Genomic DNA, 20,417 nt, shown 5'->3' on the forward strand with positions numbered 1-20,417 from the left:
CGGTCTCCGCGACCACCTGCGGTGGCCCACGGGCGAAGCGCGCCGCCTCGTGCGAAAACCCCGGTGACCGCCTGCACGACCAGCTGCGGTGGCCTCGGTCGGGGGCGTCCGCCTCGGCGGCGATCGTCGCATCGACCGGCGGGACCGGGCGGCGCGGGTCTGGATCAGCCTATTCCGGTCAGCGCACCGGGAGCGGCAGGTCGGGGACGGTCGCGTCCGCGGGGCGGGGCGGGAGGCGGCCGGGCCACCAGTTCGCGTCGCCGAGCAGGGCCATCAGGGACGGCAGGACGAAGATCCGGATGACGACGGCGTCGATGAGGACGGCGGCGGCGAGGCCGACGCCGAGCTGCTTGAACTCGACCATGCTGAGCGTGCCGAAGATCGCGAAGACGGCGACCATGACGACGGCGGCGCTGGTGACGACGCCCGCCGACCGGGTGATGCCCGCGCCGACGGCGGCGCGGGCGGGCAGGTCGCGGGCGGCCTCGCGGATCCGGGACACGACGAACACGTGGTAGTCCATCGAGAGCCCGAACAGGACGACGAACAGGAAGAGCGGGAGCCAGGAGACGACGGCGCCGGACGAGTGGAAGTCGAGGATCCCCTCGGCCCACGTGTTCTGGAAGACGGCCACGAGGACGCCGAACGCGGCGGCCGCCGAGAGCAGGTTCAGCGCGACGGCCGAGAGCGCGATGGCGGCGGAGCGGAAGATCGCACCGGTCATCGCGAGGGTCAGCAGGAGGACGAATCCGACCACGAGGGGCAGCCGTGCTTCGAGGTGGTCGGTGAAGTCGACGCCCTCGGCGAGCTTGCCGCCGACGCCGTACTCGGTGCCCGGGACGTCGGCGAGGGCGTCCGGCAGCCAGGTGCGGAGCGTGTCGAGGGAGCGGCGGGCCCCGTCGCTGGAGCGGGCGTGCGGGGTCGCGATGTCGATCACGTGGACGCGTTCGTCGGGCGAGGTGCGGATCTCGGGGACGCGGTCGTGGGCGAAGAGGGGGTCGCGGGCGGTGCGGGCGGCGAGGCCGGTGAGGGCGGACCGGACGCGGGCCGACTGCTCTGCGGGCGCCCGGACGGCCACCTCGTGGACGGTCCCCTCGCTGGGGAAGGCGGCGGTGAGCCGGTCCATGGCGCGGACGACGGGGATGTCGCGGGGCAGGTCGTCGGAGCCGGGCTGCTTGAGCCGCATGTCGAGCGCGGGGACGGCGAGCAGGACGAGCGCGGCGGCGGAGACGGTCAGGGTGAGGGCGGGACGGCGGAGGGCGGGGCGCAGCAGGACGGGCCAGAGCCGGGACCGCGGGCGCATCGTCATCCGCCACAGGACGGGGATCCGGGGACGGTCGACGCGGGGGCCGAGTTTCGCCAGGAGCGCGGGCAGGACGGTGAGGGAGGCGAGGACGGCGACGCCGACGACGATGATCGAGCCGGTGGCCAGCGAGGTGAAGGTGGCCTCCCCGGCCAGGTAGAGGCCGGCCATCGCGACGGCGACGGTGGCGCCCGACACGACGACGGTGTGCCCGGAGGTCTCGGCGGCGATCTCGAGCGCGTCCGGGCGTCCGCGGCGTCTCTCCTCGCGCTCGCGCTTGAGGTAGAAGAGCGAGTAGTCGACGCCGACCGCCATGCCCATCAGCAGGATCACGTTGCTGATCGCCGAGGTGGCGGGCAGCAGGTGGGAGACGAGGGCGGACAGCCCGATCGCGGCGGCGACCGACGACAGGGCGAGGACGACCGGGACGCACGCGGCGATCAGCGCGCCGAACACGACCAGCATGATGAGCAGGGTGAGCGGCAGGCTGATGTACTCGGCGCGCCGGAAGTCCTCGCCGAGGGTCTCGGTGAGGCCCTTGGCGGTGGAGCCGGTGCCGACCTGCTCGACCCGCAGGCCCGGGTGGGCGTCCTGTACGGCGGCGCTCTGCGCGAGGAGGGGGTCGACGTGCCGGTCGGCGGTCTCGGTGTCGCCGGTCATCGTGACCGGGACGAGCACGGCCGTCCGGTCGGGCGCGGGGACGGGGCGGCCGACCGATTCGACCTCCGGGAGGGCCCGCATGCGCCGGACGACGTCGTCCGCGGCGGCCCGCGCGGCGCGCGGATCGAGGGGACCGCCGCGCGTCGCGGTGATGAGGACGTTCTCTTCGGGTTTCTCCGGGAAGTCGCCCGCGGCGACGATGCGTCCCGCTCTGCCGGACTCGCCGACGCCGGAGTCGGCGTCGGAGATGTCGTTGGTGCCGGCGGCGGTGCCCAGCCCCAGGCAGAGGGCGGCGAACAGGATCCACAGCCCGACGGCCGACCAGGGGTGGGCGGCGCTCCATCGTGCGACCCGTACCGTGACGGGCCTCTTCGCGTCCTTCATGCTTTGGACGCTAGGTTCGGCGGGCCTCGGGCCGTCATGAGGCGGACCGCACGGTTTCCGCCGGGAACCTCACCCCCGAACCTGCGGTTTTCCGCAGGTTCGGGGGTGTGAGCAGGCTTTACCAGGGGCCGTACGGGCCCTGCCGGGTGCCGCCGCGGCCCCCGTTGCGCTTCTTGAACGGGGCGACGGCCGGACGGACGTCGGCGAGGTAGATCGCGGCGCCGATGAACGCGGCGACCGGCAGGATGCCGAGCAGCAGCCCGATGGGGCTGGCGCCGAGTGCGGCGGGGGCGACGGCGTAGGCCATGCCGACGACCGCGCAGACGATCGTGATGATCGTCCACAGCTTCTTGCTCTGCTTGCTGGCCGCCGCGTAGGCGTTCTGCGGGACGGTGAGCGCGTCGAGCAGCGCCCACGCCTCCATCGCGAAAGCGATGATCAGCAGCAGCCAGAAGAAGTAGTCGAGGATGTTGAAGCCCGCCATCGTGATCAGCGCTCCTGCTCGTCTCGGACGGCGGCTCCACGCCGCGCACACGCGTTCATCGCCACCAACACTATTCGTCCCTGCAAGAGGGACGACAGAGCCCGGCCGGGTGTTCCCGGCCGGGCCCGTTCGCGTGCGCCCCCGATCCGTCGGGTCAGGAGCCGGTCTTCTTCGCGGTGGTCTTGCGCTTGGGCTGCGCGGTGCGCGCGGCGCGCGGCTTCGCCTCGGTGATCTCGGCGACCTCGGCGGCCTCGCGGTGGACGACCTTGCGGCCGCGCTCGGCGAGCTCGTCGATGAAATCGGCGGCCCGGCTGCCGAACGTCGTCGCGTACCCGACGGCCGCGCCGGGCAGGTCCTTGGCGTCCACGCGCCCCTGGACCTCGCCGCGGTAGCGCTCCACGGTCTCGCGGAACTGCCCGCCGTAGCGGTACACGGTCTCGCGGACCTCGCCCTGGTACTTCTCCGCGACCTCGCGCGCCCGGGTCATCTGCTCGGGCATCTCGCGGATCTTCTCCACCGCGAAGTCGCCGGCGCCGGCCACGGTGTAGACGGCCTTGTTCTCTCGCAGGTTGCCGGCCAGCGTCATCCGACCTCTTCCTTTCCGTTCTGCTCGTGGACTTCGTGCCCGCGGTCGGCGTCCGGTTCCGGTTCCGGTTCCGGGTCGTCCCCGGTCCCGTCCCGGACGCCGTCGAGCACTCCGGTGGCTTCGTTCTCCTTGAGGAACGACGCGTAGATGTCCAGAAGGACCTGCTTCTGCCGTTCGGTGAGGAGGAGGTCGGCCCGGACGGCGGCCTGCACATCGGTGTCGGCCTCCCGGTCCTCGAGGATCCCGGCCTGCACGTACAGCGCCTCGGCGGAGATCCGCAGCCCCTTGGCGATCTGCTGCAGGATCTCGGCGCTCGGCTTGCGCAGGCCGCGCTCGATCTGGCTCAGATACGGGTTGGAGATCCCCGAGACGTCCGCGAGCTGGCGCAGCGAGATCTTCGCCCGCGTGCGCTGCTCCCGGATGTACTCCCCGATCGAGCCGACCTTCGAACTCGCCATGTCTCCACCCTGCGTCATGGTGCTTGCAATTGCAAGCAGGCTAGCTAGCACTCCTCGCGTGAGTCCCCTCACACGGTCCGTGACGGCATAGTAGACAGAACGGGATGATCTGGCTCAGAAGTTCCAGTCGGAGGGCTCAGAGGTTCTGGGTGGAGTAGCTGTCGTGCTCGCTGAGCAGCTTGTCCAGGCGGGCCTGGTCGACGCGGCCGACGAGCGACTGCGTCTCCTGCCGGTCCCGGACGCACTTGGCCAGCGTGAACGTGGACGTGATGACGTAGAGCACGCCGAGGGCGAGGAACGCGCGCACCCACTCGTCGACCGGCAGGTACAGGACGCCGAGGACGACGGCGACGCTGGAGACCACGAACGAGATCGCGGCCTGGACGAAGAACGCGGTGGTGCCCGCGGGCGCGGGAGGCGATGAACGTGTCGTCATACGCCGAGTCTGCGGACCGGACGCGTCCGGTGCATGAGTACAGGTGCTCATGTAGTGCCGGGTAAAGCCCCCTGGGCGGTCAGTCGACCTCGCTGGCCGGGACCGTCCAGGTGTTGCAGACCGCGAGGCCCGCCCCCTCAACGCCTGCGCCCTCAACCCCTGCGCCCTCGAATCCGGTGACGACCCAGCCCGCGTAGTTGCGGCCCGAACCGTGGTCACGCCGCGCGGGCGGCAGGTGCTCGTCGCCCCGCCCGCGGACGTCCTCGATCATGGCGGCGACCTGGTCCCGCGTCATCGGCAGGGTGGCGCGCTCCGCGCCGAGGAACGCGCCCGCGAAGCACTGCGCCTGCAGCTCGATGCGCCGGCTGGCCTCCGCGCGGCCGAGCGGGTCGGCGCCCTCCATCAGCCGGTTCCCGTACAGCAGGATCCCGGCGCGGTCCTGGACGTGGTGGCCGTACTCGTGCGCGACGACCCGGGCGAACACCGCGAAGTTCTCGAGCGGCTCGTCCCCCGACGTCGCCACGATGTGGTCGACGCCGACGTACATCGTGTTGTTCGCCGGGCAGTAGAACGCGGACGAGCCGGGGCTCGGGTACGTGCCGCAGGGGCTGCGCCCGGCGTCCCGCCAGAAGACGCGGGCGGGGACGTCGAACCGCAGGCCGGCCTTCGCGAACTGGCTGCCCCACGAGGCGTCGAGGCAGTCGCTCAGGGCGTCCATGAACCGGCGCATCGACGCGCCACCGGGTTCGAGGCGGGGCGGCGCGCAGTTCACGGGGGTGAGCACGCCGGTCGCGTACAGCTCGTTGTCGGTGGCGGTCTCGCGGCCGACCGCCACCTCCCGGTAGGAGCCGGTGATGGCGCCGATGGGGGCGCGGTCGCCGAAGAGGGAGAAGCCGAGGACGCCCAGCACGACGACCGTCGCGACGCCGCCGATGACGCCGGCGATCGTCCCGTCCGGGGTGCGGCGGGGCGGGCGGCGGGACGGGACGTGGCGGTAGGCGGGCCGACGGTCCGACGGTGGTGCCGATGTGGGGGTGCGACCTGCCATAAGGGAGCATCATCGCACGTTCTTGATACACCCTTTACCGCTACGATGTGCGGCCATGTCTGCTCTTGCGGCGCTGCGCCGGGTGCGACCGGTCATGGCGGCGGTGACGGCCGCCGCCCTCCTCTCCCTCACGATGGCGACGCCGGCGGCCGCGGCCCGGCGGGCGTCCGAGCGGGTGCTCGAGGACAGGGTCGTCATGACCGTGGGCAACGGCGTCGCGCACGTGCGGGAGACGATCGTCTACGAGTTCGCGGGCGGCGACGGCTTCGCGCGGACGTTCGTGACGCGCGCGCACGAGAGCGCGACCCGCGACCGCGTGTACCGGATGACGAACGTGCGGGCGAGCAGCCCGGACGGCGGCCCGACGCGGGTGACCGCGACCCGCGAGGGCACCCGGACGACCGTCGAGGTGAGCGGGCCGGACGAGCTGACCGGCCGGCGCACGGTCGTGCTGGAATACGACCTGCGCGGCGCGGTCACCCGGCTGGGTGCGGCGGACGAGCTGTCGTGGCCGGTGGCGGGCGGCTTCCGCGTCCCGGTGGAGACGGCGAGCGCGACGGTCGGCGGCGGCACGATGATCCGCAACGTGAACTGCTTCGCGGGCCCGATCGGCAGCACGGTCGGATGCACGCAGTTCTACATGAACCACGCGCACACGCAGGGGATCTACAGCCAGGAGAAGCTGCTCCGCGGCGAGTACCTGACGGTCGTCGCGGGCTTCCCGGCGGGGGCGACCGGCGACCACGCCCGGTACGAGCGGCGGCAGACGATGGCGACGGCGTTCTCGGTGAACGCGGTGACCGCGTCGGCGCTGCTCGGGCTGCTGGTGCTGCTCGGCGGCGGCGTCGCGGTCCTGTACCTGCTGCGCGGACGGGACGCGCGGGTCGTCGGCAAGCGCGCCGCCGAGGGCGACCACGCCCCGGTGGCGGGCGCGGAGTTCGAGCCCCCGGACGGGGTGCGGCCGGGGCAGATCGGCACGCTGATCGACGAGCAGGCCGACGTGATCGACGTGACCGCGACGATCGTGGACCTCGCCGTCCGCGGCTACCTGCTGATCGAGGAGGAGGACCGGGCGGCGACCGGGCGGCTCGACTGGACGCTGCGCCGCCTCGACCGTCCGGTCGTCGACCTGCTGCCCTACGAGCGGATCCTGCTGGACGCCCTGCTCACCGGGCGGGACGGGACGGCGCGCGACGCGGTGAAGCTGTCGGAGCTCGGCGGGACGTTCGCGACGAAGCTCGCGCAGGTGCGGGCGGCGATGTACGACGACGTGGTGCGGCAGGGGTGGTTCGCGCGGCGGCCGGACACCGTCCGGTCCCGGTGGACGATCGCGGGTCTGGCGCTGACCGTCCTCGGCATCGGCGGGACCGTCGCGCTGGCGCTGACGACGGAGTGGGCGCTGGCCGGGCTCGCCGTGATCATCGCGGGGGCGGCGCTGGCGTACGGCGGCCAGTACATGCCCGCGAAGACGGCGCGCGGGTCGACGGTCCTCGCGCACACCATCGGTTTCCGCACGTACCTGGAGCGCGGGGAGCTGCCGGAGGGCGGCGAGCTCGCGTCGCCGCAGAAGATCGCGCTGTTCTCCCGGTTCCTGCCGTACGCGGTGGTGTTCGACGTCGTCGAGCGGTGGGCCGGGACGGTCGAGGACGCGGGCGAGCGGGCCGAGGGCGCCGACAACCTGTACTGGTACGAGGGCCCGGCCGAGTGGGACCTGTCGAAGTTCGCCGAGTCGATGCGGACGTTCACGCTGACGACGTCCGGTTCCATCTCCCAGTCGCGGGGGCTGTGACGGGCGGTTGAAGCCCGGCCGTGGGGTATGTGCGGGGCGAGCCGCCGACGCAGGAGGTGACGCCGCCGTGTTCCCGCCGCCGACCGGAGCGACGTACAGCCCCCTCCTGTTCATCGTGCCGGTCATCGTGCTGCTGGCGGTCCTGTTCTGGATCGGCATCACGATCGCGGCGTCGCGGATGCGGGTGCGCTCGCACGGCCGGGGGGACGGGCTCTCGCATCGCGGCGGGCCGGTGATGGGCGGCGTCATCCAGGGCAGTCCGGCGCAGCGCACCCGGCGCGACCGGGCGGTCACCGAGGCGGAGCGGCGCACCGCCGCCGAGCGGGCCGAACGCGCGCGGCGGGAAGCGGAGCTGGAGGCGGAGCGGCAGCGGGCCGAGCGGGCCCGGCGCGACGCGCGCGAGCCGCTCGGCGCGGCCCGCGCCCTGAGAGCCGTCCGCGCCCGCGCAGCGGGGGCCGCCTCCCGTCGCCGCCGGCCCCGCTGAGCCGGACGGACTTACCGGGTCGCCCCTTCAGGTCTCCGTTCGGCAGTGCTTTGTAAGATGTCTGACGTCTGTCTGGAATGCGACGTTCGTCAGGAGATGTGGTGGCGCTGAGTCCGGTTCCCGGCGGGTCGACCGTCGACGCCGTCCTGAACCAGCTGCAGGCGGAGGTGAGCGGCGGGGCGTGGCCGATCGGCGGCCGGATCCCCGCCGAGACCGATCTCGCCGCGCAGCTCGGGGTGAGCCGCCCGGCGGTCCGGGAGGCGATCCGGGCGCTGTCGCACGTGGGCGTGCTGGAGGTGCGGCGCGGCGACGGCACCTACGTCCGCAGCAGCGCCGACCCGCGCCCGCTGCTGCGCCGGGTGTCGCGGGCGACGGCGCGGGACGTCTTCGAGGTGCAGCTCGCCTACGACGTGCAGGCCGCGCGGCTCGCGGCGCGGCGCCGGACGGACGCGGACCTGGTGCGGCTCGCGGAGCTGCTCGAGGGGCGCGACACCGCCGTCGAGGCCGCCGAGTTCGGTGCGGCCGACGCCCGGTTCCACCTCGGCGTCGCGGAGGCCACCCGGAACCCGGTGCTGATCGAGGCGATGCGGTTCTTCCTCCAGCGGCTCGGCGAGGCGCTGCGCACGGTCCGGCTCGACCACGAGGTGCCGGAGGCGGGCACGGCGGCGCACCGGGCGGTGCTGGACGCGGTCGCGGCGCGGGACGGCGACGCCGCCGCCCGCGCGGCGGCCGCGGTCGTCGAGCCGACGCTGGCCGTCCTCGACGGGCTGATCGCGGGCGACGCGACGGACGACCGGTGAGCGCGGCCCGCACGTCCCGCGTCGCGGCGGTCGCGCTGATCGTCCTGGTCGCGCTGAACCTGCGGCCCGCGATCGCGGCGGTCGGGCCGGTGCTCACCGAGATCCAGGACGCCTTCGGCCTGTCCGGCACCGCGGCGGGCGCCCTGACGACCCTGCCGCTGGCGTTCTTCGGCTCCTACGGCCTGCTCGCGCCGTTCCTGCGCCGGGCGCCGCGCAGCGAGACGCTGCTGGTGACCTCGATGGCGCTGCTGTTCGCCGGGCTGCTGCTGCGGCTGGTGGACGCGCCGTTCCCGCTGTTCGCGGGGTCGCTGGTGGCCGGGATGGCGATCAGCATCGGCAACATCGCGATGCCGGCGATCATCAAGCGCGACCATCCGGAGTCGCTCACCACCGTGACGGCGATCTACACGGTGGCGATGTCGGGCGGCGCGGCGCTGGCGGCCGGGCTGGCGGTCCCGGTGGAGAACGCGTTCGACGCGTCCTGGCGGCTGCCGCTCGGGCTGCTGGCGGTCCCGACGGCCGTCGCGGGGCTGATCTGGCTGCCGCGCGCGCTCCGGGCGGCCCGCGCCGCCCGCGCGGCGCCGTCCGTCCCGGCGGCCCGCGGCGTCGCGGCGCTGGTGTGGCGGTCGCCGCTGGCCTGGAGCGTCACGGCGTTCATGGGCCTGCAGTCGCTGCTGGCGTACGTGACGCTGGGCTGGCTGGCGACGATCTGGCAGGACCGCGGGATGAGCGAGGCGGGCGCCGGGTACGCGCTGGCGGTGACGGCCGGGGTCCAGGCGGTGTCGTCGCTGCTGGTCCCGGTGCTGGCGCGGCGGATGCGCGACCAGCGGCCGCTGGTGGTGCTGATCGTGGTGCTGACCGCGGCGGGCTTCGCGGGCGCGACCTGGGCGCCGATCGGGACGGTCTGGGTGTGGACGGTCGTGCTGGGTGTCGGGCAGGGCCTCGGGTTCCCGACGGCGCTGTCGTTCATCGGGCTGCGCTCCCACGACGCGTCCGTCGCGGCGCAACTGTCGGGCATGGCGCAGGGCGTCGGGTACGTGCTCGCGGCGACCGGGCCGCTCGCGGTCGGCGCGCTGCACGACGCCACCGGCGGATGGACCGTTCCGATGCTCGGCGTGCTGGCGGTGACGGTGACCCTGCTGGTCCCCGGCATGATCGCCGGACGGATCCGGACGGTCGGCGGCCCGCCGCCCGAGGACGAACCGGCGGACACGACGACGGCGGTGCTCGGCTGACCGCACGCCAAAAGCGTCCAAAATCGACACCATTCGCCACATACCTACCGCGCCGGCGGGCACCACACCGGCCAGGGAGGTGGGATCGATGTTCGCGACCATCGCGGCCTACGCGACGCCCGGTCACATCCTGATGTGGTTCATCCCCGTCCTCGGCGTGCTGGGCCTGCTGACGTGGCTGTACCTGACGATCGCGTCCTCGTCCAGGAAGATCCACCCGGATCGCCGCAACGACCAGCACAACCACCGCGGCATGGAGCAGGGCGGCACCTACACCTACCGGCCCGGGATGTTCTCGCACAGCTACCCGCCGGAGAAGTCGACCCAGTTCGACGAGTTCCAGCGCGACAACCCGCAGCCGGGACGCGAGCCGAGGGTCCCGCCGGAGGAGCGCGACTACGATCAGCCCCCGCCGGCTAGAACGCGCCAGGGGCCGGGCGGATGACGCCCGCGACGCCGTCTCCGCCGTGGAGCCGCTCCGTCGCCAGCTCGTCCAGCGCGCCCGCGTCGGCGGCCTCCGGCAGGCCGCCCGCGGGCGTACCCGGCACGCCGCCGTCCAGCGCGCCGTCGCCCGGCACGCTCCGCGCGAGGGCGCGCAGCAGCGCGACGGTCACCGGCGTCCGGGCCCGCATCGCCCCGTCGTCGATCTTGACGGCACCGGCCCGGCCGTCGGCGAGCGCGAACGCGTCCACGCCCTCCGCACCGCACTTGACCAGCAGGCCCGGGACGGCGTCCATCAGCCGGCGCTCCTCGCGCGCGGTCCCGGACGTCCACTGCGGGTGGGTGCGCATCGCGTCCACGACCAGGCCCTCGGCGGCGTCCGGCGCGGCCAGCACCAGCGCCCGGTAGGCGCGCGCGACGCCCAGCGTGGAGATCGCGAACAGCGGCGCCCCGCAGCCGTCCACCCCGGTCGCCGCGACCCGCTCGCCCGACAGCTCCGCCACCACCTCGCGCACCGCCTGCTGCAGCGGGTGCTCCGGGTCCAGGTAGGACGCCGTCGGCCACCCCGCCGCGACGCACGTGGCGAGCATCGCCGCGTGCTTGCCCGAGCAGTTCATCCGGACGCGCGACGGCCCCGAGCAGGAGCGCGCGGTGCCGGGGTCGATCGGCCACGACTCGGGGCAGCGCAGGTCGTCCGCCGTCAGCCCGGCCCCCGCGAGGATCTTCTCGACGCCCTCGACGTGGAAATCCTCCCCCGAGTGGCTCCCGGCGGCGAGCGCCAGCAGCTCCCCCTCCAGCTCCAGCCCGGACCGCAGCATCGCGACGGCCTGCAGCGGCTTGTTCGCGGAGCGCGGGAAGATCGGCTCCTCGACCGTCCCGGCCCGCACCGCCTGCGTCCCGTCCACCGCGAGCCCGGCCGCGGCGCCGCGATGCCGCGACTCCACGAACCCGGACCGCTCCACCTCGACCAGCACCGGATTGATCATGGCCTCATCATGCCCGGTCGGGCGCGGTTTGATCCTCGGCCGGACGGGCGGGCGGCACCCGCCGAGCGCCGCTCCCCCGGAGGCGGCAGAATGCCTGCCCATGAGAGCGGTAGTCCAACGGGTGAGCAGTGCGAGCGTGACCGTCGCCGACCGCGTCGTCGGCGCGATCGACGGTCCGGGCCTGATGGTCCTGGTCGGCGTCACGCACGACGACGACGAGGCGAAGGCCCGCAAGATGGCCGCGAAACTGTGGGGGCTGCGCATCCTGCACGAAGAGAAGTCATGCTCGGACCTCGGCGCGCCGCTCCTCGTCGTCAGCCAGTTCACCCTCTACGGCGACGCCCGCAAGGGCCGCCGCCCCGGCTGGACGGCCGCCGCGCCCGGCCCCGTCGCCGAGCCGCTGGTGGACGCCGTCGTCGCCGAGCTGCGCGCCCTCGGCGCCGAGGTCGAGACGGGCGAGTTCGGCGCGGACATGCGGGTCGCGCTGGTCAACGACGGCCCGATCACGCTCGTCCTGGAGCTCTGAGGCCGCGTCAGCGCAGGTCGTGGACGATCGCGGCCACGACCGCGATCGTCCCGGCGGCCGCGAGCAGGAGCAGCGCGCGGTCCGGAGAGGTGAGGCGGCCCCGGACGTCCCCCGACACCACGACCACGCCGGTGGCGTCGTGCACGTCGCCGGGACCGTCGTGGTTCGCGGTGCGGCGGCGGCGCCGGCCGGCGAGGCGACGCAGCGCGCCGTTCTTCACCCGCTGGTGCTCGGGGCCGCAGGCGAACAGCCGTCCGCGGGCCCGCTCGGCGCACGCGTAGCCCTGCGGGGTCAGCACCCGGCACAGCGTCGGGACGAGCGCGAACTGGTACAGGCACCAGCCGAGCAGGCCCACGAGCGCCACCCGCCACGAGCCCAGCCACACGGCGGCCGCGGCGAGCGCCGCGAACCCGGCCCACCAGGCCGCCGCCGGTTCCCGGCGCGGTCGCCGCCGCGAACCGCCCTTGCGGCCGGCCGTCCGGCGCGGCCGGGACGGGGACTCACCGGGAGGCTGACCGGGAGGCTGACCGCCGGAGTTCGCGACCATCGGCAGAAACCGCCTTTCACCGGGGCACGCCCGTCAGAATCCTGCATGTCCGACGATATGGCGAACCGCCCCGCGGCGTTACCCCCGACGCGCGCTCCGCCCGGTGCGCTCGGCACGCCCGGCGTGCTCGGCACGCCCCGTGTGCCTGGTCCTGCGCGGTGTGCTGGTGTCAGCCGCGGGCGGCGGGGCGGCGGCGCAGGTCGATCTGCGCGTTGGCTCCCGTGTCGGGCGACACGATGACCTCCTGCGCGGCGGCGACCCCGCCGGCCAGCAGCTCGGCGTCGACCGGGACGTTCCGCTTCACGGTCGCGAGCGCGATCGGCCCCAGCTCGTGATGCCGGGCCGCCGACCCCACGAACCCGATCTGGCGGCCGCCCGGGATCTCGACCGGATCGCCGTGCGCCGGGAGCCGGTCCACGCTGCCGTCCAGGTGCAGGAACACCAGGCGGCGCGGCGGGCGCCCCAGGTTGTGGACGCGCGCGACCGTCTCCTGCCCCCGGTAGCAGCCCTTCTCCAGGTGGACGGCCGTCTCGACGAGCCCGGCCTCGTGCGGGATCGTCCGGTGGTCGGTGTCGAGACCGAAGCGGGGCCGGTGCTCCGCGATCCGCAGCGCCTCGTAGGCCCACAGGCCCGCGGGCCGCGCGTTCGCGGGGAAGCCGCCGGCGCGGGGGACGACGCGGGTCGTCGTCCCCGCCGCGTCCGGCCAGGACGGGACGTCGCCCGGTGAGTCCCAGGTCGACGGGCCGGTGACGACCATGTACGCGTCCGACACGTCGGCGACCTCGACGCGCAGCATGAACCGCATCCGGTCGAGGAACTCCACGAGGGACGGCGCCGTGCCCGGCTCGACGTGCGCCCAGACGGCCTCGCCGTCGTCCACGAGGAAGAGGTGGTGCTCGATGTGCCCGTTCGGGCTGAGCAGCAGCGCCTCGGTCGGCCGGTGCGGCTCCAGCGCGTCCAGGTGCTGGCTGAGCAGGCTGTGCAGCCAGCTCAGCCGGTCGGGCCCGGAGACCCGCACGACGCCCCGGTCGCTCCGGTCGACGAACGCGTCCCCCGCCGCCAGGGCACGCTGCTCCTGCGCGGGCTCCCCGTAGTGCGCGGCGACGCCCTCGTCGGGCGGATCGGCGGCGACGGCTCCGGGCGACTGCAGCAACGGGCTCTCCATGAACCCCACACTATGCGGCGGTCAGCCGCCCCGGCACTCCTTGCAGCGCCCGTAGACCGTGAGGTGGTGCACGTCCGTCTCGAACCCCTGCTCGCGCTCCAGCAGCGCCGCGAGCCCCTCCGCCGCCGCCGGGTCGACGTCCTCCACGGTGTGGCAGCCCCGGCAGACGAGATGGATGTGCTCGGCCTCCGCCGCCAGGTGGTAGTTCGGCGGCCCGTGCCCGAGATGCGCGTGCTTGACGAGCCCGAGCTCCTCCAGCAGTTCCAGCGTCCGGTACACCGTCGAGATGTTCACGCCCCGCGCGGTCCGCTGGACCTCGGTGCAGATCTCCTCGGGCGTCCCGTGCTCCAGGTTCGTGACCGCCTCCAGCACGAGCTGGCGCTGCGGGGTGACCCGGTACCCCTTCGCCCGCAGCTCCTGCTGCCACGACTCAGCCATACCGCGCTCCATCGTGCGCTCCGTGCCGCCGCGCTCCGCCATGACCCGAGTGTATGCCCGATGGGGCCGGTCGAAGACGTCCCGGAATTCGTTTGCTCCGCGCCGGATCTCTCGCATAGCGTGCGAGGTACGCGTGAAAGGAGGTGGTCCAAGCAATGGTTTGCAGTAGGACTCGCGAGGTGACTGTCCGCTAGTCGCCGTTCCGCCTCGGCGCCGCCGCCCCCCGGCGGCGGCAACCGGTCGCGACGGTGACCGGCGAATACCAGGCAGTTACCCGGTCCCCGGACCGATGGACCCGTCCTGTCCATCACCCGTTCCGAGCGGGAAGGTCCGGGGATCGTTCATGTCCGGGGCCCCGCCGGGCCGGAGGCCCGTGGGACGCGGGCCGTCAGGAGACCTTCTTCAGCTGGGCCGACACGTGCGCCTGGAGCTTCTCCCCGACGGCCGCCATGTCGTACGCCCACCCCAGGTCCTCGCCGATCAGCCCGTACAGCCGGTGCCCGGCCGTGACCTCCTTGGCCGACTCGGTGCGCGCCACGACGTCGGTCTTCAGCTCCACCCGGTGGAACGCGACGTTCCCGACGTAGATCTCGACGATGCCCGTCGGGTGCGCCAGCGTCACCTCGAGCCGGTGGTCGGGACGCGGCCGCCAGTAGCCCGTCTCCGTCGCGAGCGGGCGCCCGAGCGTCCCGTCCGGCTCGATCAGCCACGTCCGGCTGGTGTAGATCAGGAACGGCTTGCCGTTGTGGGTGAAGGACATCTCCTGACCGAAGTTGAACTCTTCGATCGTCGGGTACCCGCCGACGCCGGCGCCCTCCCACGTGCCGAGGAGGAACTTCAGCGGCTCAAGGTCGGGGTGCAGCTCAGGCTCCATGGCAACCGAGCGTAGCGCGCTACCGCAGCCGCCCGAGCCGCACCACGAGCAGGACGGCGACCACCGCCACCAGCCCCAGCACCCCCACCAGGACGCTCGCGTTCACCACTCCGCCCACGGCACCTCCCGAGCCCGCCGGACGGACGACTATACGGCCCCGGCCGGGCGCGGAGCCGGACGCCGCACCGGGCCCGGCCGCGCGGCGAACATGAGAGTTCGCGGGCCGCGCGGCGAACCGCGCGTCCGTCCGGGGCGGGCTTTGTAGAGTGCCTGCATGGCACGACCTCTGGTGATCAAGGTGACGGCCGGGGCGGACGCCCCCGAGCGCTGCAACCAGGCGTTCACGGTCGCGGCGGCGGCCGCGGCGAGCGATGTCCCGGTGTCGCTCTGGCTGACCGGCGAGTCCGCGTGGTTCGCGCTGCCGGACCGGGCCGCCGGGTTCGAGCTGCCGCACGCCACGCCGCTGGACGATCTGCTGGCCGTCATCCTGGCCGCGGGCCGCGTGACCCTCTGCACGCAGTGCGCCGCCCGCCGCGACATCGGCCCGGACGACGTCCTGCCCGGCATCCGCATCGCCGGGGCGCCCACGTTCGTCGAGGAGATCACCGCGGACGGCGTCCAGGCCCTCGTGTACTGACGCGCGCCCGGCCCGGGCCTCCGAGGTCGCGCGCCGCGCCATTCCGGTTGATCGGCCCGGAAATGGTAATGAGTCTGCCGACGCCCCGAACACAGGAGACACGTTCCGCATGGTGGACATCCCCGCATGGGCCTGGGTCGCGACGATCGGGCTGGTCCTCGCGCTGTTCGTTCTCGATTTCGTCGTCGCGGTCCGCAAGCCGCACGCAGTCCACTTCCGTGAAGCGACCTTCTGGTCGGTCTTCTACATCGCCGTCGCACTGCTGTTCGGCCTGGCCGTGTGGATGCTCGTCGGACATCAGGCCGGTACGGAGTACTTCGCGGGCTACATCGTCGAGAAGAGCCTGTCGGTCGACAACCTCTTCGTCTTCGTGATCATCATGGCGCGGTTCAGCGTCCCCGCCGAGTACCAGCAGCGGGTGCTGCTGTTCGGCATCGCCGCCGCCCTGATACTGCGCGTGATCCTCATCATGGTCGGGGCCGCGTTCATCAACCTGTTCTCGTTCACGTTCCTGATCTTCGGGCTGATCCTGATCTGGACGGCCGTCCAGCTGGTCCGGCACCGCAACGAGGAGCCCGACGTCGAGGACACCCTCGTCGTCCGGCAGGCGCGCAAGATCATGCCGATGACGACCGACTACCACGGCGGCCGGATGTTCGCCCACGAGAACGGGCAGCGCGTCATGACGCCGCTGCTGATCGTCTTCGTCGCCATCGGCAGCACCGACCTGCTGTTCGCGCTCGACTCCATCCCCGCGGTGTACGGCGTCACGAAGTCCGCGTTCATCGTCTTCTCGGCGAACGCGTTCGCGCTGCTCGGCCTCCGCGCCCTGTACTTCCTCATCGAGGGCCTGCTGGACCGGCTGGTCTACCTCTCCATCGGGCTGTCGGCGATCCTCGCGTTCATCGGCGCCAAGCTGATCCTGCAGTTCCTGCACGAGGACGTGTCGCACTCGATCCCGCACATCGCGACCCCGATCTCGCTCGCCGTCATCATCACGATCCTGATCGTCACCACGGTCGCCAGCCTGATGCGCGTCAAGGAACACCCCGAGGAGAAGGCCAAGCCCGGCTCGCTCCGCAAGACCCGCAAGCGCGAGGAGGAGCCGTCCGAGTCGCAGTCCTGACCGGCTTCACCCCGCGCGACGTCCCGTCCGCGCGGGGTGAACGACCGGGTCCGGGTCAGGCGGCGCCGGTGACGGCGTTCAGCCGCTCCTCGCGGAGCCGGCCCGCCCACGAGTCGTCCAGCGGCTGCAGCTGCCGCCCGGCCGCCCAGGTGAGCAGCAGGTCGGCGAGGCCCGGATTGCGGACGAGCGCGGGACCGTGCATGTACGTGCCGAGCACCCGCCCGGTGTAGGCGCCCTCGTAGCCGTCGCCGTTGCCGATGCCGTGCACCACCTGCGCGAACGGGCGGGCGTTCGGGCCCAGCCGGGTGACGCCCTGGTGGTTCTCGAAGCCGGTGATGCGCGGCACGTTCAGCTCGCCCGCGACGTCCCCGACGAGCTCGCCGACGGCACGCTGCTCGCCCCGTCCGGACGTGATGTCGAGCAGGCCGAGGCCGGGCAGCTGCTGCCCCTCCTCGCCGCCGAACTCGCGGCCGAGGATCTGGTAGCCGGCGCACACCCCGAACACCACCGCCCCCGACTGGACGGCGCGCGCGAGACCGCCGTCGTTGCCGAGGCGCTGCGCGGCGAGGATCTGCGGCCGGTCCTCGCCGCCGCCGAGCAGGTAGATGTCGCCGTCGGCGGGGACGGGCTCGTCCGAGCGCAGGCTCACGGTCTCGGTCGGGATCCCGCGCAGCGCCGCGCGGCGCTCCAGGACGATCGTGTTGCCCTGGTCGCCGTAGGTGCTGAGCAGGTCCGGGTAGATCCAGACGATCTTGATGCGGTCAGACGACACGGCCGTACCTCGTTCGGATGCTCTGGAAGGCGGTGTAGTTCGCGATCACGTCGAGGTGCCCGGGCGGCACCCCCATGACCGCCTGGTCGATGTCGTCGATCACGGTGAACGACACGTCCGCGGCCTCGAGCCGGGCCGCGAGGTCGATGCGCCGCTCCCCCGTCACCCACACGGGACGCCCGCGCAGGATGCGGTAGTCGACGTCCCACAGCCAGGACGTGTCGCGCCCGTCCGGCCCCTGCGCGTTGATCGACAGCGCGACCGGGCCGGGCGGCGGCTGCAGGACGTCGAACGCCTCCAGCCAGCCCGCGGGGTTCTTCGACAGCAGCAGCCGGATGCTGCGGCCCTCGTGCTCGACCGTCGTGTACCGGCCCGCGACCGACGTCACCTGCGACAGCAGCGGCAGCGCCTGCTCGGGCGGGACGCCGAACTGCGCGACGACCGCGAGCGCGACGAGCGCGTTCGACCGGTTCGCCCGACCGGGCAGCGACAGCCCCGACAGCGGGAACACGCGCCCGTCCGGTGCCGTGATCGTGTCGCCCTTGAGCGTCCAGTCGGGACGCGGGCGGCGGAAGTGGCACTCGCGGCAGGCCCAGTCGCTGTCCTCGTCGGTGTCCTGCCGGTCGAGGGGGCCGCCGCACTCGGGGCAGCACCACGAGTCCTCGCGCCAGTGCTGGCCCGCCGCGACCCACGTCACGCTCTTCGCGGTCGACGCGCCCCAGGTGACCAGCGGGTCGTCGCAGTTCGCGATGACGTGGCTCTGCGGGGCCGCCTCGAGCGCCTTGCGCCACTTGCCGGCGAGCAGCCAGATCTCGGCGGCACGGTCCATCTGGTCGCGGCTCAGGTTCATCAGCGCGACGATGTTCGCGCCGGTCTCCCGAAGGACCATCGGGACGTACTTCTCGTCGCACTCGAGCACGCCGTACCGGGCGGTCGGCGAGGACGCCAGCGCGGACACGTGCCCGGTGGGCATGTTCGCGCCGAACGCGTTCGTGGCGACCTCCCCCAGCGGCGTCATCGCCGAGGTGATCAGCCGGGTCGTCGTCGTCTTGCCGTTCGTCGCGCTGACGAGGACGAGTTTGCGGTCCCGGGCGAGCCTGGTCAGCAGCTCGGGGTCGAGCCGGAGTCCGATCCGGCCTCCGATCACCGAGCCGTCCCCGCGGCCCGCCATCCGGGACATCTTCGCGGCCGTGCGGCCGAGCGCGACGGCCAGCTGCGAACGCAGCGGAAGATCGCTCATTGACTCCGTCTTCTCTGGATGCGCCGGGGTAAACCGTCTTCCGAGCCTAGCCGCTGCACGTACCGCTCGCGGCGCGCCCGCCCGCTTCGCGGAAAGCCCGCACCGGCCCCGGAGAGCCGGTGTGAGCAGCATCATAACGTTCGGCGTAAACCGGCCACGGCAATCTTGACCCGTACCAAGATCTCGTGATTCGGTGCGAGCCCCGACGTGCGGTGAGCCAGATTCCCAACCACACGCCCCGATGGGGCCTCACCCACTACTTTTGTCGGGAGCCCTGCGCTTTGCGGGGGAAGCGGCACCCGCCCGGCCCTGCGGGCCGGGATCGCAGACGTGGGCGAAGCGGCGATAAGGCGAGGTCAGAGCGATGCAGTGTCCGACGTGCGGCTCCAACACGCCCGGGACGCTCGGCAGGTGTTCGACCTGCGAGGCGCCGAACGACGCGTACGGGCCGGGCGCCCCGGGCCCGCTCGCGGCGCCGGTGGCCGACGCCCCCGCGGACGCCCTCGGTGAGGGCACGATGATGGTCCCGCCGCCGAACCCGTCCTGGGCCCCGGCGAACCCTTCGGCGCACCCGGCGCACCCGGCGGTGTCCGGCTCGGCGCCGCTTCCCGGTTCACCGGCCCCCGGCCCGGCCCAGCCGGACCCGTACGCCTCCGGCCCCGCCCAGCCGGACCCGTACGCCTCCGGCCTCGCACCGTCCGGCCCCGCAGCGTCGGGCGTTGCTCCGGCGGGCCCGTACCCGTCGGGCGCGTTCCCTTCCGGCCCGGCGCGGCCGGACCCGTACGCCCCCGCCCCGTCCGGTTCGGGCGGGCCCGGGATGCCGGGGCCGCCGGACGCGAACTCGACGGTCCGCGACATCCCGAGCACGCCCGCCGGGCCGCCGCCCGCGCGTCCCGGAGCGGGCCCGGCGCTCGGCGATCCGGGCCGGACGGGCGAGGACGGGCCCGCCGAGGCCACCGGGGAGTCGACGGCGCCGTGGGCGTTCGACCCCGACGACGATGACGACAGCATTCCCGGGCTGCCCGTGCTCGGTGGCGGTCCGGCGCGGCCCGCCCCCGCCCCGGCCCCCGCCCCGGCGCCCGCGGCGCCGCCGCCCGCGAACCCGTTCGGGCTGGCGGACGCGCCGCGGCCCACCGAGTCGATCGTCCCGGACTCCTGGTTCGCGCAGCCGCGCAAGCCGCAGGAGCCCGACGCCGCGACGCGGGCGTGGACGCCCGGAGCGGGCGCGGGCGCCCACGACCGCACGATGATGGACCGCCCGGCGGGCCCCGGGCCGATGCCCATGGGCGGCCCGATGGGGCACATGGAGATGGGGCCGGGCGGCCCCCACGCCGGGTACGGCGCGCCGCGGCGGGACGGCGCGGCCCCGAACAAGGTCCTCATCGCGGCGGTGGCGGCGCTGGTGACGGTGGCCGTCGCGACCGTGGCGCTGGTGGCGTGGCCGTCCGGCGGGGACGAGGAGCCCGGCGGGAACACCGCGCAGCCCGGGACGACGCCGTCGAGCACTCCGGTGGCGCAGAAGGACCCGGTCTCGGCCGAGACGAAGCAGCAGGCGTCCGTCATGAACGAGGTGCTGGACGCGAGCACCGCCACGCGTTCGGTGCTGGGCGCGGCGCTCACCCGGGCCGCGAAGTGCGAGTCGCTGCCGCAGGCGATCCAGGGGTTCGAGACGGTCGCGCAGCGGCGGCAGAACCAGTTGCAGCGCACCAGGGAGATGCAGCTCGACCAGGTGCAGAACGGTGAGCGGCTGCGGACGTCCCTGTCGCAGGCACTGCAGGCGTCGCTGGACGTCGACGAGAAGTACCTGAACTGGGCACGGCAGGTGCAGCCGAACTGCGACGGGAAGCCGAAGCCCAGCGCGGCGCAGGTGCAGGGGACGAAGGAGGACAACCGGCGCGCGACGACCGCGAAGCAGCAGTTCGTGCAGCTGTGGAACCCGGTCGCGCAGAAGACCGGTCTCCCGGCGCGCGACTGGCGGCGCGTCTGACCCGTGTTCGT

22 protein-coding genes are annotated in these 20,417 nt (G+C 73.5%); 9 read left to right on the plus strand and 13 right to left on the minus strand.

Features of this window, described 5'->3' with window-relative positions:
* Window positions 1-178: 178 nt before the first annotated feature.
* The 6 genes from F7P10_RS13640 to F7P10_RS13665 form a co-directional block, all read right to left on the minus strand.
* Entirely contained in the window at window positions 179-2,347 is a 2,169-nt protein-coding gene (locus tag F7P10_RS13640) for an MMPL family transporter (protein WP_151009679.1), read from the minus strand.
* A gap of 118 nt (window positions 2,348-2,465) precedes the next feature.
* Window positions 2,466-2,831: a DUF2516 family protein gene (locus F7P10_RS13645; RefSeq protein ID WP_254716594.1), complete on the minus strand. Its 366-nt coding sequence runs from the start codon at window positions 2,829-2,831 to the stop codon at window positions 2,466-2,468.
* 154 nt (window positions 2,832-2,985) lie between these two features.
* Complete coding sequence (locus tag F7P10_RS13650) at window positions 2,986-3,417, minus strand: hypothetical protein (RefSeq protein WP_151009680.1); 432 nt, start codon at window positions 3,415-3,417, stop codon at window positions 2,986-2,988.
* Window positions 3,414-3,875, minus strand: coding sequence for a helix-turn-helix domain-containing protein (locus F7P10_RS13655; RefSeq protein WP_254716595.1), 462 nt, complete (start codon window positions 3,873-3,875; stop codon window positions 3,414-3,416). The genes F7P10_RS13650 and F7P10_RS13655 overlap by 4 nt, the downstream gene beginning before the upstream one ends.
* A gap of 136 nt (window positions 3,876-4,011) precedes the next feature.
* Window positions 4,012-4,311, minus strand: coding sequence for a YiaA/YiaB family inner membrane protein (locus tag F7P10_RS13660; protein WP_151009681.1), 300 nt, complete (start codon window positions 4,309-4,311; stop codon window positions 4,012-4,014).
* A gap of 79 nt (window positions 4,312-4,390) precedes the next feature.
* A complete protein-coding gene (locus F7P10_RS13665; protein WP_151009682.1) occupies window positions 4,391-5,359 on the minus strand; it encodes a neutral zinc metallopeptidase in 969 nt (322 codons plus the stop codon).
* 55 nt (window positions 5,360-5,414) lie between these two features.
* Between F7P10_RS13665 and F7P10_RS13670 the strand changes: the two genes are divergently transcribed.
* From F7P10_RS13670 to F7P10_RS13690, 5 genes are all read left to right on the plus strand, one after another.
* The gene (locus F7P10_RS13670; RefSeq protein ID WP_151009683.1) at window positions 5,415-7,148 is read left to right on the plus strand and encodes a DUF2207 domain-containing protein; all 1,734 of its coding nucleotides are present in this window, start codon (window positions 5,415-5,417) and stop codon (window positions 7,146-7,148) included.
* Between the two features lie 67 nt (window positions 7,149-7,215).
* The gene (locus F7P10_RS13675; RefSeq protein WP_151009684.1) at window positions 7,216-7,632 is read left to right on the plus strand and encodes a hypothetical protein; all 417 of its coding nucleotides are present in this window, start codon (window positions 7,216-7,218) and stop codon (window positions 7,630-7,632) included.
* A 101-nt stretch (window positions 7,633-7,733) separates the two neighbouring features.
* Entirely contained in the window at window positions 7,734-8,432 is a 699-nt protein-coding gene (locus tag F7P10_RS13680) for a FadR/GntR family transcriptional regulator (protein ID WP_254716596.1), read from the plus strand.
* Window positions 8,429-9,667 carry an MFS transporter gene (locus tag F7P10_RS13685; protein WP_151009686.1) on the plus strand — a complete coding sequence of 413 codons (1,239 nt, stop codon included), beginning with the start codon at window positions 8,429-8,431 and terminating at the stop codon, window positions 9,665-9,667. Before F7P10_RS13680 ends, F7P10_RS13685 begins: the two co-directional genes overlap by 4 nt.
* A gap of 88 nt (window positions 9,668-9,755) precedes the next feature.
* Window positions 9,756-10,112 carry a hypothetical protein gene (locus F7P10_RS13690; protein ID WP_151009687.1) on the plus strand — a complete coding sequence of 119 codons (357 nt, stop codon included), beginning with the start codon at window positions 9,756-9,758 and terminating at the stop codon, window positions 10,110-10,112.
* On the opposite strand, the gene F7P10_RS13695 is transcribed toward F7P10_RS13690, so the two are convergent.
* Window positions 10,084-11,094 (minus strand): asparaginase, encoded by a 1,011-nt coding sequence (locus tag F7P10_RS13695; RefSeq protein WP_151009688.1) that lies wholly within the window; start codon window positions 11,092-11,094, stop codon window positions 10,084-10,086. The two genes, F7P10_RS13690 and F7P10_RS13695, sit on opposite strands and share 29 nt — an antisense overlap.
* 100 nt (window positions 11,095-11,194) lie before the next feature.
* On the opposite strand from F7P10_RS13695, the gene dtd reads away from it, so the two are divergent.
* On the plus strand, window positions 11,195-11,620 hold the full coding sequence (gene dtd, locus F7P10_RS13700; protein ID WP_151009689.1) for a D-aminoacyl-tRNA deacylase: 426 nt from the start codon (window positions 11,195-11,197) through the stop codon (window positions 11,618-11,620).
* A 7-nt stretch (window positions 11,621-11,627) separates the two neighbouring features.
* On the opposite strand, the gene F7P10_RS13705 is transcribed toward dtd, so the two are convergent.
* The 4 genes from F7P10_RS13705 to F7P10_RS13720 form a co-directional block, all read right to left on the minus strand.
* Entirely contained in the window at window positions 11,628-12,167 is a 540-nt protein-coding gene (locus tag F7P10_RS13705; protein WP_176611451.1) for a hypothetical protein, read from the minus strand.
* 169 nt (window positions 12,168-12,336) lie between these two features.
* Complete coding sequence (locus tag F7P10_RS13710) at window positions 12,337-13,332, minus strand: folate-binding protein YgfZ (RefSeq protein WP_151009690.1); 996 nt, start codon at window positions 13,330-13,332, stop codon at window positions 12,337-12,339.
* A 21-nt stretch (window positions 13,333-13,353) separates the two neighbouring features.
* Window positions 13,354-13,770 (minus strand): Fur family transcriptional regulator, encoded by a 417-nt coding sequence (locus F7P10_RS13715; RefSeq protein WP_151009691.1) that lies wholly within the window; start codon window positions 13,768-13,770, stop codon window positions 13,354-13,356.
* Window positions 13,771-14,158: 388 nt separating this feature from the next.
* The gene (locus F7P10_RS13720; RefSeq protein ID WP_151009692.1) at window positions 14,159-14,644 is read right to left on the minus strand and encodes an FABP family protein; all 486 of its coding nucleotides are present in this window, start codon (window positions 14,642-14,644) and stop codon (window positions 14,159-14,161) included.
* A 274-nt stretch (window positions 14,645-14,918) separates the two neighbouring features.
* Between F7P10_RS13720 and F7P10_RS13725 the strand changes: the two genes are divergently transcribed.
* Both F7P10_RS13725 and F7P10_RS13730 read left to right on the plus strand, forming a co-directional pair.
* Window positions 14,919-15,281: a DsrE family protein gene (locus F7P10_RS13725; RefSeq protein WP_151009693.1), complete on the plus strand. Its 363-nt coding sequence runs from the start codon at window positions 14,919-14,921 to the stop codon at window positions 15,279-15,281.
* A 109-nt stretch (window positions 15,282-15,390) separates the two neighbouring features.
* The gene (locus F7P10_RS13730) at window positions 15,391-16,407 is read left to right on the plus strand and encodes a TerC family protein (RefSeq protein WP_151009694.1); all 1,017 of its coding nucleotides are present in this window, start codon (window positions 15,391-15,393) and stop codon (window positions 16,405-16,407) included.
* A gap of 55 nt (window positions 16,408-16,462) precedes the next feature.
* Here the strand turns inward: F7P10_RS13730 and F7P10_RS13735 are convergent, their stop codons facing one another.
* Window positions 16,463-17,179 carry a type 1 glutamine amidotransferase gene (locus F7P10_RS13735; RefSeq protein ID WP_151009695.1) on the minus strand — a complete coding sequence of 239 codons (717 nt, stop codon included), beginning with the start codon at window positions 17,177-17,179 and terminating at the stop codon, window positions 16,463-16,465.
* Window positions 17,169-18,419, minus strand: a complete 1,251-nt coding sequence (locus tag F7P10_RS13740; protein ID WP_151009696.1) for a Mur ligase family protein — start codon at window positions 18,417-18,419, stop codon at window positions 17,169-17,171. Before F7P10_RS13740 ends, F7P10_RS13735 begins: the two co-directional genes overlap by 11 nt.
* A gap of 364 nt (window positions 18,420-18,783) precedes the next feature.
* Here F7P10_RS13740 and F7P10_RS13745 point away from each other — a divergent pair, with 364 nt between their 5' ends.
* A complete protein-coding gene (locus F7P10_RS13745; protein WP_151009697.1) occupies window positions 18,784-20,406 on the plus strand; it encodes a hypothetical protein in 1,623 nt (540 codons plus the stop codon).
* The last annotated feature ends 11 nt before the right edge of the window (window positions 20,407-20,417 follow it).

Origin of the sequence: Actinomadura sp. WMMB 499 (assembly GCF_008824145.1) — a bacterium.
GTDB lineage: Bacteria > Actinomycetota > Actinomycetes > Streptosporangiales > Streptosporangiaceae > Spirillospora.